This window comes from Acinetobacter sp. YH12142 (genome assembly GCF_013418435.1).
GTDB lineage: Bacteria > Pseudomonadota > Gammaproteobacteria > Pseudomonadales > Moraxellaceae > Acinetobacter > Acinetobacter amyesii.
Map to the genome: position 1 here is coordinate 45,487 of NZ_VPCB01000007.1, position 16,063 is coordinate 61,549.

The 16,063-nt window shown below is 42.1% G+C and carries 14 protein-coding genes and 1 pseudogene; 8 read left to right on the plus strand and 7 right to left on the minus strand.

All coding sequences use genetic code 11. The features are described 5' to 3' along the window. Positions 1-102: 102 nt before the first annotated feature. The 4 genes from sodC (at position 103) to FTU77_RS07070 (ending at position 3,953) form a co-directional block, all read left to right on the plus strand. Positions 103-651: a superoxide dismutase family protein gene (gene sodC, locus FTU77_RS07055; protein WP_180021558.1), complete on the plus strand. Its 549-nt coding sequence runs from the start codon at positions 103-105 to the stop codon at positions 649-651. Between the two features lie 124 nt (positions 652-775). Then, positions 776-2,926: a YccS family putative transporter gene (gene yccS / locus FTU77_RS07060; RefSeq protein ID WP_373685814.1), complete on the plus strand. Its 2,151-nt coding sequence runs from the start codon at positions 776-778 to the stop codon at positions 2,924-2,926. Between the two features lie 18 nt (positions 2,927-2,944). Then, complete coding sequence (locus FTU77_RS07065; RefSeq protein WP_180055413.1) at positions 2,945-3,511, plus strand: hypothetical protein; 567 nt, start codon at positions 2,945-2,947, stop codon at positions 3,509-3,511. Positions 3,512-3,653: 142 nt separating this feature from the next. Continuing rightward, a complete protein-coding gene (locus FTU77_RS07070; RefSeq protein ID WP_078189335.1) occupies positions 3,654-3,953 on the plus strand; it encodes a DUF3817 domain-containing protein in 300 nt (99 codons plus the stop codon). Between the two features lie 79 nt (positions 3,954-4,032). Here FTU77_RS07070 and FTU77_RS07075 read toward each other — a convergent pair whose 3' ends face one another. The 4 genes from FTU77_RS07075 to FTU77_RS07090 all read right to left on the minus strand — a co-directional run bounded on the left by FTU77_RS07075 (position 4,033) and on the right by FTU77_RS07090 (position 8,711). Next, positions 4,033-5,262 carry an MFS transporter gene (locus FTU77_RS07075; RefSeq protein ID WP_180055414.1) on the minus strand — a complete coding sequence of 410 codons (1,230 nt, stop codon included), beginning with the start codon at positions 5,260-5,262 and terminating at the stop codon, positions 4,033-4,035. Positions 5,263-5,512: 250 nt separating this feature from the next. After that, positions 5,513-6,394 (minus strand): pirin family protein, encoded by an 882-nt coding sequence (locus FTU77_RS07080; protein ID WP_180055486.1) that lies wholly within the window; start codon positions 6,392-6,394, stop codon positions 5,513-5,515. Positions 6,395-6,738: 344 nt separating this feature from the next. Beyond that, a complete protein-coding gene (locus tag FTU77_RS07085) occupies positions 6,739-7,110 on the minus strand; it encodes a hypothetical protein (RefSeq protein ID WP_180024317.1) in 372 nt (123 codons plus the stop codon). A gap of 191 nt (positions 7,111-7,301) precedes the next feature. Further along, complete coding sequence (locus FTU77_RS07090; RefSeq protein ID WP_078189543.1) at positions 7,302-8,711, minus strand: FAD-binding oxidoreductase; 1,410 nt, start codon at positions 8,709-8,711, stop codon at positions 7,302-7,304. Positions 8,712-9,084: 373 nt separating this feature from the next. Between FTU77_RS07090 and serA the strand changes: the two genes are divergently transcribed. The 3 genes and pseudogenes from serA (at position 9,085) to FTU77_RS07105 (ending at position 12,414) form a co-directional block, all read left to right on the plus strand. After that, the gene (gene serA, locus FTU77_RS07095; RefSeq protein ID WP_078192852.1) at positions 9,085-10,317 is read left to right on the plus strand and encodes a phosphoglycerate dehydrogenase; all 1,233 of its coding nucleotides are present in this window, start codon (positions 9,085-9,087) and stop codon (positions 10,315-10,317) included. A gap of 117 nt (positions 10,318-10,434) precedes the next feature. After that, positions 10,435-11,303: pseudogene (locus tag FTU77_RS07100) on the plus strand (EamA family transporter). A 241-nt stretch (positions 11,304-11,544) separates the two neighbouring features. Then, on the plus strand, positions 11,545-12,414 hold the full coding sequence (locus FTU77_RS07105; protein WP_180055415.1) for a DMT family transporter: 870 nt from the start codon (positions 11,545-11,547) through the stop codon (positions 12,412-12,414). A gap of 143 nt (positions 12,415-12,557) precedes the next feature. Here FTU77_RS07105 and FTU77_RS07110 read toward each other — a convergent pair whose 3' ends face one another. From FTU77_RS07110 to truB, 3 genes are all read right to left on the minus strand, one after another. Beyond that, positions 12,558-13,019 (minus strand): hemerythrin domain-containing protein, encoded by a 462-nt coding sequence (locus FTU77_RS07110; protein ID WP_168378156.1) that lies wholly within the window; start codon positions 13,017-13,019, stop codon positions 12,558-12,560. A 126-nt stretch (positions 13,020-13,145) separates the two neighbouring features. Beyond that, positions 13,146-13,919: a TSUP family transporter gene (locus FTU77_RS07115; RefSeq protein ID WP_180055416.1), complete on the minus strand. Its 774-nt coding sequence runs from the start codon at positions 13,917-13,919 to the stop codon at positions 13,146-13,148. A gap of 26 nt (positions 13,920-13,945) precedes the next feature. Continuing rightward, on the minus strand, positions 13,946-14,854 hold the full coding sequence (gene truB / locus FTU77_RS07120; RefSeq protein WP_180055417.1) for a tRNA pseudouridine(55) synthase TruB: 909 nt from the start codon (positions 14,852-14,854) through the stop codon (positions 13,946-13,948). Between the two features lie 153 nt (positions 14,855-15,007). Between truB and FTU77_RS07125 the strand changes: the two genes are divergently transcribed. Further along, entirely contained in the window at positions 15,008-16,036 is a 1,029-nt protein-coding gene (locus tag FTU77_RS07125; RefSeq protein ID WP_180055418.1) for a lipase secretion chaperone, read from the plus strand. Positions 16,037-16,063 lie beyond the last annotated feature (27 nt).

The following is a 16,063-nucleotide window of genomic DNA, read 5'->3' on the forward strand; positions in this document are numbered from 1 at the left end:
CATTAAACAAATATTACAATCAAATACTTAAATTATCTGTCATCCTGTATCCGCATCTGTTTCAATGGTTGAGACTCCATAAAAACAGACAGGATGCCAAACATGTCTTCACTATTTAAATTCGGCGCGCTTGCTGCGGTCAGTGCCCTGATGTTTACAGGCTGTGCGAGTACCTCGACTTCAACAGGTCTGAATGCAAAAACCGTGACGGTCAATGCCGTGACTGCTCAAGGTATTGGTCAAAGCATCGGTCAAATTAACATGGTTGATAGCCCTGCTGGCTTGGTTATTCATACCAATTTAACCCAGCTTCCTCCGGGTCCACACGGTTTCCATATTCATGAAAAAGGTTCTTGTGCCCCTGCTGAAAAAGATGGAAAAGCGGGTGCTGCACTCGCTGCGGGTGGTCACTTTAACCCTAAAGCGGCACCTCACCACGGTACACCGTTAACCGGTCACATGGGTGACTTACCGATCCTTCAAGTTCAAACCGATGGCACAGCAAAAGTGAATTTAATTGCACCGCGTTTGAAATTGGCGGATGTACAAGGCTTAGCCATCATGGTCCATGCCGGTGGTGATAATTACTCTGACGACCCTAAACCTCTAGGCGGTGGCGGTGACCGTATTGCCTGTGGTGTGATTCAATAATCGACCTTGCATATAGATTTGAACAAGCGGACTTTAAGTCCGCTTTTCTATTGAATAAAAATTGACAGTTCACAGAAAAAAGCTCAGTCTAATTTACAAAATCATTCGAATACTTCATAACTCTGTGAACACGCGACTCTCTTGGTTTCAACAGTTTCAATCCAGTGCAATCATTATGTATTGCCTGCAAATTTGTATTGTTTTGAGTGGCACCACGCTCGGATTATATTTTCTCGGTTTTCATAGTGTTATTGTTCCCGTCACCTTAGGTGCGATTGCCACCGCGCTCACGGACTTTGACGACCGACTCAGCATCCGACTGCGTAATTTGCTCTATGTCTGCGTACTCTTCTTTAGTGTCAGTAGTATTTTAGATTTTCTCTATCCCTATAAGCTGCTGTTTATATTGTATCTTTCACTGTCTAGTGCAGGATTTATTTTATTAGGAGCTTTGGGGCAACGCTATGCCACGATTTCTTTTGGCACGATTTTACTGTCGATTTACACCATGTTCGGCTTGGGCGAATATGACACCTGGTATTTTCAACCCAGCTGCTTTGTTCTAGGGGCCTTATGGTATGGCCTGACCTCAATTCTCTTTTACCTGATTAAACCTACCCTACCTGTACAGGACAATCTCTCGCGTTGTTTTTTACAAATCGCCGAAGTACTGAATGCAAAAGCACGCTTATTTGACCCAGATAATGTCAACAATGTGGAACACTTACTGTATGAATTATCGCTCAAAAACAGTGATGTCATCCCGAGTTTAAACACGACCAAAGCTTCTTTACTCACCCGTTTAAAAGCCTCAAGAGCCAATAAAAATACCATCTACTGGCTGAATTTATATTTCTTGGCACAAGATATTCACGAACAGGCCAGTGCGAATTATTTACACTACGAACAAATTCATCAGAATTTTAGCCGTACCGATTTAATTTTTCGTTTTCAAAAAAATATTCGATTACAAGCGCAGGCTTGCCAACAGTTGGCCTACTGTATTTTGCATCGGCAGCCCTATCAGCCTGATCCCATTACTGCGCAAGCACTGGCACATTTGCATGCCTCTTTGCAGGAGTGGATGGCCAATAATCCGCAAAACATAGAAGTGAAAAACCTACAGCTGATCTTGAGTAATTTGGACAGTGTGCAAGACCGTTTTTCGCATGTGCAGGATTTAGATCATTCACAGCAACAAGCTTATCAGCAGCATATTGATAACCTCAATTTACTCGACGACGACATTCACGGCTGGCATGATTTATGGCTCAAACTGAAACAGCATTTAAGTCCCGAGTCTGCCTTGTTTCGCCATGCCGTTCGCATCGCCTTTGTCTTTGCTATGGGCTATGCCATTTCGCTACTGCCCTTTGCCAAAAATGGCTACTGGATTTTATTGACCAGTTTATTTGTCTGTCAGATGCGTTATTTTGCGACCAAAAGTCGTTTAAAAATGCGGACTTTGGGAACCATATTAGGGGTCTTACTTGGCATTCCTATTTTGTATTTTGTGCCGAGTGTCGAAGGTCAATTGCTACTGACGATTATTTTTGGCGTGTGCTTTTTCTATCTGAGTGCCAAAAAATATGCCATGGCGACCCTCATGGCAACCTTAATGGTCTTGCTGATTTTTAATTTAAAAGGCGCAGGTTATGCGGTCATTTTACCGCGTATTGTTGATACCCTACTCGGCTGTTTTATTGCATGGTTCGCGGTCAATGTCATCTGGCCAGATTGGGACTTTCGCAATATTTCCAAGACCATTCAAAAAAGCTCTGCTGCGACCTTGCATTATTTTGATGCCGTAGTTGAGCAATATCTCCATGGGAAAACCAATAGCATTGCTTATCGGCGTGCTCGTCGTTCAGCCCATAATGCTCAGACTGAACTATCGAGCATGATTTCAAGTTTAAGTACCGAGCCTGAACCCGACCAAACTTTGATTCAACATGCTTTTCGCTATTTGGTCTATAGCCATAGCCAGCTCAGTTATATTTCTGCACTGGGGAGCCACCGTGAACAAGTACAAGACCAACAAGTCCTTGAACTACTGCAATGGTGTCAAAGCACCTTAGACGAGGTCTTAATTCAGCAAAAACCGCTCAATCCTGAGAAAATTCAGCAAAAACTTTTCGAAATTCAAACACTCAGCACTGAAGAAATGCGGTCTAATCACCTACAACTGGTGCTCAAGCAGATCAGTTTATTATTAGAAACATTAGCCGAACTGATTCAGCTCAGAACACAGCTAATTCAGGCGGAAATTAAATAAAATCATATGGGACTCTTGATGAAAATGCTTAGTTTCGGTCTTAAACGCCTCATATTAACCACGATTGTGGCGACCTCATGTTTAGCTGCCTCTTCTGTATTTGCAGCACCGACAGCACAAGATTTAAAGCGTATTCTGGAATGTCAGGCCGATTACGACACCTACCATGACACTTTACTCGATTATGAAAAGGCTCTGGGACAATTGGGTTGGAAACGCCATGATGATCCACATCAACCGTTTATTTATATCTATAAAAATAAGCAGGCTGTAGAGTTTTTTGGCATGCCGACCCAAGAAATTGGCCTGTCTTCCAATGCAGTATTCGCAATCTATCGCCAAGCCGATGTGAAAAAACTTGCCCAAAAGTATGGCATTGAACAGCATCCGATGTTTGCCAATATGCCGTTTTTCCGTGGTGAAAAAATCCTACGCACGGAAGTTGAAACGGATGATCTGCATGCCATTAATCACAAACTGAGCCTGTCTGAAATGACCGGAAAAAGCCCGATGATTTTATTCGGCTGTAACTATGAATTTGATCAGGGTTCAATTGAAGACTCCTTAGCGGATCTAGAAGATTAATCCGAGCAGATGACTCAGAATTAACTTTAAAAACATTCACTTAGATTCAATATGCGAATCAATTATTTCAACATGAACGCTTCGTTCCTGCTGTGCTTTCAGGTACACTCAAGGCTGAAATCACTTTGAATTTAGACTTCGCATGAATATCAAGACCTTACGCTTTGTGGGCCTACTCGAAGGCATCTCCTTTTTATTATTGTTGTTCATTGCTATGCCAATGAAGTACCTGATGGATAATCCAATATTGGTCAAATACGTCGGTATGGGACATGGCGTCTTGTTTATTGCCTTCTTGGTGGTGCTATTTGTGGTCTGTGAAAAACAAAAATGGTCACTCAGTGTATTTCTAATGGGCTTAATTGCATCGATTTTGCCTTTTGGTCCGTTCATTTTCGATCGCAAATTAAAAAATGCAGAACAACCTGCAACATCAAATTAAGACTGTATACAACAAATAAAAAAGCCCAATGTTGTTCTACACAGCACTGGGCTTTTTCTATGATGGCATGAACTCGAATTTAAAATTCACCCGACAATTGACGTTGTCGCATAATATCTCGCACCACCAAGCGTGGTAGGCTGAACCACAAGATAATGAGTATAAAACCCGCCAAACTATAGGCCCAAAGTCCAAAGTTCTCATACAGCACGCGCACGATTTCGATCACGGCAAAGAACGTCAGCATCATGATCACAGACACTGCCGCAGCCACTGTGCCCTTCGACATTTCAGACGACATTAAGGCAAATCGATAGAGAACAGAAAAGCTAATCCCTTCACCAAAACTGACCAAACTCATGCCAAGAATGAGCAATGTCAGAAAATAACTTTCAGTCATCGTCCCAATCACCACGAGGCTCGTCCCGAGTAACATCAGCGGTAGCCCGATCATCACAGACTGACCTAGAGGCAGTTTGTCGATGATTTTAATCAGGACAATATTACCGAGGATCAGACCGCCCAAAACGGGAAACTGTGCCATGCCGTATTGCATGCTACTCAGTCCTAGTTGCTCCACCAATATGACCGGAGATAGCGCAATCCACAGCATCAGTGGCATAGCCACCATCGGTAGACCCAGTGTCAGCGCCAAAAAGCGTTTGTTTTTTAACACCTGTTTAAAGTCATCGATAATATAACCCACCGGTTGCTTGGGGATGCTGATGTGCTGTGTCGGCATCTTGGCTTTTAAACCAAACCAACTCAGAAAAGATAGAAATGCGATTCCTATAAAGCCCCAATGCCATGACACGTGATCAATCATAAAGGCACCGAGGACAGGGCCGATCAGTGGCGCCAGTAGTGAAATATTCGCCATGATCGCCATGACTTTGATGGCATCTCGCTCTTCAAAAGTTTCCTGTACAGCAGCATAGCCCACGGCAGAAATGACCGATAAACCAAAACCTTGTAAAAAACGCAACGTTAAAAAGCTTTCGATATTATGCGTAAGCAATATCGCTAAACAGCATAAGCTAAAGAATGCCACACCACCCAACAGGACTTTTTTACGGCCTAATCGATCTGACAATGGCCCTAATATCGCGGCGACACAAGCACCTCCCAATAAGTAAAATGACATCGACGAGGGTGCCCATGCACTACTCACACCAAACTCTTGAGTAATCGCAAGCATGGCGGGTTGGACTAAGTCGTTGCCGATATAGACAGAAAATTCAAATAAAACCAGTGCCAAGGGAAACATTAAGGTGGCACGACTTAATTTTGTGGTTTGTACGTTTTGCATTGTTATCTACATATCAAATGTGTGCTGTCGAGCTTGAAATGACAAATAGGGAGAGACACTTCAGCCCAATGACGAGCACTGTAATATTAATTTTAAAAATGAATTTGCGGCGTATCCGCCATATGTGCGTCGTATTCACAAGACGCTAGATAGAGATAAAATGAACTTCAACGAACCAATCTGTCGGTTTGAGTTCGACTATTTTAACAGTGTTTGTTGGCGTTGTATTGGTCTTTTTATACTAGCGCTTTTATGGTTTTTCATTGTCTGCTTTTTGGATAAAGCGACCCTGTTTTAGGTCCTCATAGGCTTGCATGACTTCTGCAAAATGATTCATCACAAAATAACCTCGCCCATAGATGGGCTCATTTAAAGGCTGTGCCGATAAATACAACATGTGGCTATCTTCAACTGCCGTCAATTCGACATTTTCACCTTGGCTCGACATAACTGCCATATGCTGTGCATTTAATAGTTCATCCGTTTCATTAAATTTCAGTTTGCCTGAGCGTAAATACACAAGCGTGGTGTCCCCTTCCTGTGCAGGCAGGGTGATGCTTTGATTTGCTCTGACAAAGACATCAAATACTTGTATAGGTGTATGTGTTTCTGCGGGGCCGTGGGCTGTTAAATAATGCCCTGCAATGATCCGTACATAACCTGCATTATCTGCTAAATCCACTACAGGAATACTGGCTTTGGCTAAGCTCTGATAACGTGCAGGATTCATTTTATCTTTGGCAGGCAGATTGACCCAAAGTTGCAATATTTCAAATGCTCCGCCCTGCTGTGCAAAGGCTTGGCTAAAGACTTCTTCGTGTTGAATGCCTGAAGCAGCAGTCATCCACTGTACATCGCCCTCACAAATGACACCACCGCCGCCAGTCGTATCATGATGTTCAAGTTCACCTTTAAACACCAATGTGACGGTTTCAAAGCCTCGATGTGGGTGTTCCAGCACACCTTTTTTCAGTTGAGTTGGTTTCAGCACCCCAGGCCCTAAATGGTCGAGCAATAAAAATGGCGAAACGGTATTGCCCAACTCATAATGGGAAAAAACTGAAGTCACTGGAGCAAAGTCACCGACAGGTGAGCCTGAATCATTGACGTGAATAAAAGCGAGGGTTTTCATCATAAATTTGAAATCTGATCATGATTTGAATTCGGTTTTATATTATTAAAAACTATACGAACTCACGAGAAAATTTTTAGGATTGAATATTCTATGTTTAGGATGAAAATTAAGATACGCGGAAACTCATCCGCAACTGTCCGAGTCAGGACACATTCAATATGTAAAGTTTCTGCGACCTACACAATTGAAGATGGTATTTGACGAGTTTTGCGGATGAAAGATGGTTTTGCTACTTTTGCCGAAACAAAAGTAGATACGAGCTCCAATCATCGAATTTAAAATGAAAGGACCCCGTCATGCTGAATATTTAATAAGAAATTTAGACCTTAACTTTTTATAATTTAAGGACACTTCGCCGATTGGAAAGTCTTGGTATTTTTACCACGCTGGCACTGATATTCCTTTTGCGTATTTACACGCTCCCAGTCACCATCCACCAATCTAAAACTATAAATGGTACGAACCGATTTCACCGAATCATCCATCAAACCCGTTTCCGTCACTTTCACCTGCCCCGCATTTGGCGACTCGACACGGTTAAAATACTGACGAATTTCCACAGTCGACAGCTCTTTACGTAAATCAGGACGTTCTTTTAATACCTGATCGAGTGGCGTAGCAGACGAACCGACTTTAGACACAATTTTCTGCGTTGTCGCACAACCCGCCAACATCCCCACACACAATGCAGACACAGCAATTAAACGATACATAGAAGCAACTCAAATTTATTATTCAGACCTATCATGCCGAACATTTGTCCAAAACACTATTTAAGCAATGTAAAAGAAGTAGTCCATTCCACAAAATCAATGTGCTGTTTCTCATCCATAGGCGGCTAAAAAGTCGTGCTATAGCCATAAAAAAACGCATCCGAAGATGCGTTCTAGTACGTCTTTAAATATTAAAGATCGAACAATTTACCTGGGTTCATAATTGCATTTGGATCGAATACTTTTTTCAATGCTTTCATATATTCGATTTCTTCTGCTGAACGTGTGTAATCGAGGTAAGGTTTTTTGGTCATACCCACGCCATGTTCTGCAGAAATTGAACCGTCATATTTTTTCACAGTTTCAAATACGTATTTGTTCACCACTTGGCATTTTGCAAAGAATTCATCTTTACTTAAATCCGCAGGTTTCAAAATATTTAAGTGCAAGTTACCGTCACCAATATGACCGAACCAGCAAATTTCAAAGTCTGGGTAGTTCGCTTCCACAATTGCATCAATTTCTTTAATAAATGCAGGCACATGTGTAATCAGAACTGAGATGTCATTTTTGTATGGTGTGAACGGTGCGATTGACTCTGAAATGTCTTCACGTAAACGCCATAAGCTGTGTACTTGGTCTAAGCTTTGGCTCATCACGCCATCCAGTACCCAGCCTTGTTCCATGCAATGTTCAAAGATTTCCATTGCCGCATCCATGATCGGTTCAAATGGTGCTTCAAACTCAAGTAATACATAGAATGGACATGGTGTTTCAAACGGACGTTGTACATGGCCATTGTCCAATACTTTTTGCATCGCAAGTTCACCAAAGAACTCAAATGCAGTCAGGTCAATTTTCTTTTGGAAGGCATGTAGAACAGGCATAATCGCATCAAAATCAGGCACACCGAGAACCAATACTTGTAAGTCATGGGGTTGGCGTTCAAGTTTGATTTCAGCTTCAGTCACGAGGCCCAAAGTACCTTCACCACCAATAAATAAGTGTTGAAGCGCATAACCAGTCGCGTTTTTGATCATGCCTTTGTTCAAGCGCAGGATGTCACCTTTACCTGTAACCACGGTCATGCCCAACACCCAGTTACGTGTCATGCCGTATTTGATAACTTTAATACCACCGGCGTTGGTACCAATGTTGCCGCCAATTTGAGATGAACCTGAAGATGCAAAATCAACTGGGTAGTACATGCCCTGTTCTTCAGCATAGTTCTGAAGTTGTTCAGTCACCACGCCTGCTTGTACGCGTACCATACGGTCAGCTGGGAAGAATTCCAAGATTTGGTTCATCTTGTCCATGCTCACCACGATTTCACCGTTAGCAGCCACAGCACCCGCAGACAAACCTGTACGACCGCCACTTGGTGTGATCGCAACATTAAATTGGTTCGCAAGTTTTACAATTTGTTGAACTTGTTCTGTGCTTGAAGGGAAAACGACGACCGACGGGTTTGGATCGAAGTGCTTAGTATGGTCACGACCCCAATTTTGGAGACTATCCGCATCGGTTTTAATTCGGCTTTCGCCAACAATAGCGGTCAATTGGGTCAATAACTCTGGGGTTAAAGCGACTGGAGCATTCATCGTTTTCAGACCTTGCAAGAAGTAAACAAGTTTTTTTAAAGGTCCAGACTTCATTCAGTCAAAACTGCGGTAACGCATATTTCAAGGGAAAAAGCCTGAAACAGAGCGCATCAAAATGTCAGGGAATTGGTCATGATGATTTTGAGCGGCACCATTATAAGCTATAACTGGGCTTTTTTTGACAAAACCCAAAGAAAAACGTGATTTCAAAATGTCACGAGGAATATGACCAAGTTAATTAGACCAAATCTAAAAAATATTGACTCATCATTCGCCAAAATAGCCATGACGTCGGTCATAAAGGAAATGTATATCAGGCGACTTCCTATGCTATTATATGCGCACTAAATTTGGCCTTTGTAGCGGAGCCGTAATGAGCCAACATCTTTCTTTACCTAAAGATAAAATTCGTTTCTTGTTGTTAGAAGGCGTTCACCAAAACGCAATCGACACTCTAAATGCTGCTGGATACACCAACATTGACTACCGTAAAACTGCGCTTGAGGGTGAAGCGTTGAAAGAAGCGGTTAAAGATGCTCACTTCATTGGTATTCGTTCACGTACTCAATTAACTGAAGAAGTTTTTGAAGCGGCGAACAAACTGATTGCTGTGGGTTGTTTCTGTATCGGTACAAACCAAGTGAACTTAAATGCTGCAATGATTCGCGGTATTCCTGTATTTAACGCACCATACTCAAATACGCGTTCAGTTGCTGAACTAGTACTTGCTGAAGCGATTCTATTACTTCGTGGTGTTCCTGCAAAATCTGCTTCAACTCACCGTGGTGGTTGGAACAAGTCTGCAGTCGGTTCATTTGAAACTCGTGGTAAAACTTTAGGTATTGTTGGTTACGGTTCGATTGGCTCGCAACTTTCTGTACTTGCTGAAAGTTTAGGTATGCACGTAATTTATTACGATGCAGTGACTAAGCTTCCGATGGGTAATGCACGTCAAGTCGGTTCTATGGGTGAACTTCTTGCCAATGCAGACGTCGTATCTCTACACGTTCCAGACGTTCCATCAACTCGCAACTTCTTCGGCAAAGACCAATTTGCTCAAATGAAAGAAGGCGCAATCTTCCTCAATGCTGCACGTGGTACATGTGTCATCATTGAAGATCTTGCTGATGCAATCAAATCTGGTCATATTGCTGGTGCGGCTGTAGACGTATTCCCTAAAGAACCAAAAGCAAACGGTGAAGAATTCGTTTCTCCACTTCGTGGCTTAGACAACGTGATTTTGACTCCTCACGTGGGTGGTTCAACAATGGAAGCGCAAGCGAACATCGGTCTTGAAGTTGCTGAAAAATTCGTTGCTTACTCTGATAAAGGTATGACTTTATCTGCAGTGAACTTCCCAGAAATCGCGTTACCGTTGACTGAAGGTAAACACCGTTTACTTCACATTCACAAAAACGTGCCGGGCGTTCTTTCAAAAATCAACAACTTGTTTGCTGAACACGGTATCAACATCTCTGGTCAGTCTTTAATGACTAAAGGTGATGTGGGTTATCTTGTGATGGACGTTGACGCAACTGCTTCTAAAGAAGCATTGGATACACTTCACGAAGTTGAAGGTACGATCCGAGTTCGCGTATTGTTCTAATCACCTTAGACACTGAAGCCACAGCCTTCGGGCTGTGGTTTTTTTATTGTAATAAACTTTTAAAATCTGGCTAGTGCCACTCTCCCGCTCTTCGAGTCATCGAAACAAATTTAGTTTATGCCAAATTTTAAAGTTGCACCGGCTGTCCAAGCACCGCTGATCTTGCTTATTGCCATGATCAGCATGCAAAGCAGCGGTTCATTTGCCAAATATCTTTTCGGTCAATTTCCCATACTGACCGTTTCGGGCATGCGTTTAATGCTAGGCGCTTTGATCTTGGCGATTATTTTTAAAGTTTGGCAGATCAATTTTAAACAAGTGAAATGGTCGTCTATTCTGAGCTATGGCTGTGCCTTAGCAGGGATGAATGTATTATTTTACTTGTCGATTGATCGTCTCCCGCTCGGCATTGCCGTCTCTTTTGAATTTATTGGCCCGCTCAGTGTCGCACTATTTGCTGCACGCAGAAAATTTGACTTTATTTGGGTCGGACTGGCTATTTTAGGCCTTATCCTACTTTTTCCTTTTGACCAAGCTGCACAACGACTTGATCCCGTTGGCATTGCCCTCGCCCTTGGTGCAGGTGCCTGCTGGGCACTCTATATCGTGGCAGGTCAGAAACCTTCTGGCGTTTCAGGCAACCATACAGTTTGTTTAGGTATGTTTGTCGGCATGTGTATGCTTATGCCGATTGCATTATTTGTAGGGATTCCTGCGCATGCCTTTGAACCGATGAGTCTCCTCTATTTTCTTGCTTTAGCCACCTTGGCCAGTGCAATCCCCTTTAGCTTAGAAATGATTGCACTCCGCAATTTAACGGCGCTCAGTTTCGGAACGCTTATGAGCCTAGAACCTGCAATTGCAGCACTCTCTGGTTTTGTTTTTTAAATGAACAATTACTTTGGACCCAGTGGTTAGCCCTTGCTGTCATTATCTGTGCCTCGATTGGGTGTACCTATACCACGCAAAAAGCCAAAGCCATTTAAATTCAAAATATGTTCCCATGACAATGGATGAACTACATGAATCTCAGACTCAATTTTTTGAATTCAAATTGAATCATGACGTGCTCAGTCCTGCTCTTACATCAGCCGAGCCATAGAATTTTAAATTCAGAATCCATCATGATTTGATCAAATGTTAAAAATCATTCAACTGTCAGCATTAACCGCTATACTGTACTGATTCAAAAATAGGGCTCAACACCGCCCAACAACTGTGTGCCGCATGCCAAATTCACAACTTCTCGCTGTTGTTTTCATGGTGCTCTCCATGATCTCCTATCAGATCAGTGCTTCATTTGCCAAACAACTGTTTTTGGTACTAGACCCGCTGAGCGTGACCATTTTAAGGCTGTGTTTTGCCTCAATTATTATTTGTTTGATGTTTCGCTCTTGGCACATTTTAAAACGGCTGTCCTTTTTAAAATGGCGCGATCTACTCTGCTATAGCGCCGCCCTGTGCCTAATGAATGTCTTGTTCTATATGTCTCTAGGCAAACTCCCTCAAGGCATTGCCGTTGGACTCGAGTTTATTGGGCCTCTAGGTTTGGCGCTGCTGTCGATAAAAAATCGTAGCGACTACATCTGGGTGTTTTTGGCGATCTTAGGGATTGCGCTGATGGTGCCTTGGGGACAAGCTCAAAGCGGTAATTTCTCACTGATTGGTGCGGCTTGTGCCTTGGCTGCCGGACTCTGTTGGGCCTTTTATATTTATTTCGGGCAAAAAGTGGTACACCAAAATATTGGCATGCATGCACTGACCATTGCCATTAGTTTATCGGCATTGACCTTATTACCTATCGGCCTCTATAACAACGCAGCAGCTTTAATGGACACACAATATTGGCCTAAAGCCTTGTTGATTGCCATTTTAGCCACAGCGATTCCTTACGCCCTAGACCTCAAAGCATTGAAGATTCTAAGTAAGCTGAGTTATGGCACATTGTCGAGTATCTCGCCTGCTTTGGCAGCCATTACGGGTATGGTTTTATTGGGAGAACGTATCGGTATGTGGCAATGGATCGCACTGGTGTGCATTATGCTCGCCTCAGTCGGGGTGACGATGCGTTCCTCTAAATCAGAAACAGCCAGCTAAATTTTTAAAGGCCAAATAGTTAAATAAAAAATGGCGAGATTGCCGCCATTTTTCAACAAATTGTCTAAGCGCTCTTACATCTAAGCTTTTAAATACAAGGCTTTTAAATACAAGGTTCGAAAAGATCTAGATTCTATAAGGACTTAACCAGTCAGGCTGTCTTTATCCGCTTTTTTATATTTTTTATACTCGGCTAAATATTGTTTAGCCAAAGCTTCTTTTTGCTTATCATCCAATATTTTACCGGCTTGTTGAAAGAAACCGTGCTCCTCTTCCTGTAAATGATGATGCACTGTTTCTGAAAGTTTTTTGGCAATGGCCAGCCAGCCCGGATTGCTAAATTCAGTCTCAGTCAACTGCTCTAAAAGTTCGTCCATTTCATGATGTTCAGCCAAGGCATGACGGGTAATGTTCAGCCCCGAGTCGGTCATCATTAAAGGAATATAAAAATATCGGTCTTCTCCGACAGCATGCGCGAATAATTCATTTTTAAGTCGGTCAAACAGATCGCGACGTTCTGGACTATCACCAGAAGTTTGTACTAATTGTTCTGCAAGCGCTCTTTGTTGTTCATGACTTTGACGTAAAGCTTCAAAAATATTCATTCTGATGATGTCCTCTGATGCTTAGCGATAGCTGAGTATTTTTTTTAATTCAGCAAAATAAAGTGCTTCATTTTTATACTAAACATATCCGCATCAGAATACAGCGCAGCTCTGTTAAGTTTTGTTTTAAGCTTGTCCCGTAAAGGTTTGATACCCTAGCCGTACAATCAAAATACTCACCAAAATCAAAAATAGAATTCGAATAAAGCCACTGCCGTATTTAATCGCCGCACGTACACCAACGATCGAGCCTAAAATATTTGCTACAGCCATCATTAAGCCTATAGCAAATAACACATGGCCAGTGGGCGCAAAAAAACTCAGTGCAGCCAAATTGGTGGTTAAGTTGGCCACTTTAGACAAGGCAGAGGCATGCAAAAAGTCTGCTTGTAGATAACGAATAAAAAAGAAGATAAAGAAACTGCCCGTGCCTGGCCCAAAAATGCCGTCATAAAAACCAATTACCAGACTACCAAAAGCGGCAAGACCGAGAATTTTAGGGGTCAGTTCTTGGCGTACATGCACCTGACCAAATTGTTTTTTGGCAAAGGTATAGATCGCAATCACGATCAACATGACCAAAACAAAAGGCCGTAAGACTTCTTTTGGAATCATCGATACACAAGCTGCGCCCACAAAGGAGGCAACAAATGCACAGCTTGCAATGACCGCAAGTAATTTCCAACGTAGTTTAACTTGGCGTAAAAAGGAATAGGACGCTGAAACCGTACCAAAGATCGAAGACAACTTATTGGTGCCAAACACCGTCGCAGGAGATAAGTGCGGCATGGCATTCATAATGGCTGGAATTTGAATTAATCCTCCGCCCCCCACTGCTGCATCAATTGCACCGGCAAAAAATGCAAAAAATAAGAGGCTTAAGATGATTTCAATTTCCATAATTTGGCTTCAGTGGCTGTTGATGACTATTCAAGATTTAATACACGTTTTGGTACTAAGCGCTTACGATCGGTAATTTCCGCTAGACCTAAGCAACGTTCCCCATCAAATACCAAAACCTGCGCTTCCGCAGCATGCTCAATATTACTTTCCATTCCACGACTAAAATATTCAGCTCGACCTTCCGGCGCTTGCACTTTGCAGAAATGATCGACAGGTGAATACACCGGCAGCAATAATGCTTCACGCTCAGCTTCGGACAGACTCTCTAAATATTCAATGGTAAAGCTTGGGTTAAGATCAAAATGACCCGTTTGAATACGGTGTAGATAGGTTAAATGTCCAAAAGTACCCAATGCTTTGGCAATATCTTCGCCTAAAACACGAATATATGTGCCTTTGGAACAGGTGATGTCGAGTGTAATACTATTCTCATTAAATGATAATAACTCGATGGCATAAATCGAAATTGGACGTGCTTCACGCTCTATTTCTATGCCTTTACGCGCCAACTCGTACAGCGGGCGACCTTCTTTTTTCAGCGCAGAATACATCGGTGGAATTTGTTGAATATCCCCTACAAATTGCGCCAAGACATTTTGAATATTTTCTTCAGTCAATGTTGGAACAGCTTGCTCTAATAGTATTTCACCTTCCACATCACCCGTCGTGGTACTGTGTCCTAAAAAGACGGTGGTTTTATAACGTTTAGTCGAATCCAATAAAAAATGCGAAAACTTTGTTGCTTCACCCAAACAAATCGGCAATAAACCTGAAGCCAGCGGATCAAGCGCACCAGTATGTCCTGCTTTTTGTGCACGAAACAACCAACGCACCTTCTGTAAGGCTGCATTCGAGCTAATACCTAATGGCTTATTCAAAAGAAATACACCATGTACAGGACGACGTTGGATCTTAGGAGAGGCTTTTTTCATGTCAAAATTTGGCTAATACAGGAACAGCGCAATGGTAACAACCCACATCTAACGTTTACAACTCTTCTATGTTTTTATCTGCATTTTATGTCATATTGAGTTCGCATTTAGAACTCTAAAACAATTAAAAACGGAATAAAGGTGCATTGGGATATGCAAAAAAATAAACTTTGGCTCATCATTGCCTTGGTCGTTATCGCAGTTGCTGCATTCATATATTGGCTTGCGCCAAAAGCATCACAAAATGATCCTTCAGATCAATCGATTCAACAACAAAATACGCCTTTAGCTCAGGGCGAAACCGCTACGGCTCAAGCAACAAGCGGTTCTTCGCTGCTCAGTCCAAGTCAACAAGACACAGAAGTAAACTGTCAAATCAGTATGGATGGTTCAAACCGTTTGATCGTGAATGAACAAACACGGAATTGCTTTGAATATTTCATTACTCAGTATGGTGAAAAGTCGATAGATCAAATTAAAAAGGATTTTAAAGCCTACATTGCACAAGGTCATAAAGAACCTGCGCTGTCCCAAATTTATGATTTGTGGGATCGTTATATGAAATATCGTGAACAATTAGGTCATTTACAGCCACCAAGCGACGACAAAGAATCACCACAATATTATCGCTCGATCTACAACAGCACACAAAATTTAAGAAAACAGTTCTTTTCTGATTATGAAATTGAAGGTTTATTTGGCAAGGAAAATACCTATCACGAATACACCCTAAAACGTATGGAAGTGGTGAATGACAAAAAATTGTCTGAATCGGAAAAAGCCAAAAAACTAAAAGACCTGTTTGATGAACTCCCAGAAGATTGGAAAGAAAATCTGGAACAAATCAATAAACTTGAAGATTTACGCAAGCTCACAGCAGACATTAAAGCCCGTGGTGGTTCAAGCGAAGAAATCCATCAAATGCGGTTAAATTTAGTGGGTCCAGAAGCTACTCAGCGCCTTGAAAATCTAGACAGCCAGCGCAGCTCTTGGAAATCTAGCGTAAATCAATACCTCACAGAGCGTGACAGCATTGTGAAAAGCAATATGAGTGACAGTGCGAAACAACAAGCAGTACAGCAACTCCGTAATCAACATTTTAAATCGAAGGAAGATCAGCTCCGCGTCAGTACCTTTGAATCTGTGCATGATCAAGGTGGAAAATTACCTTTCGCAGAATAAGTACAAATAACAATTTAAAAACAACCT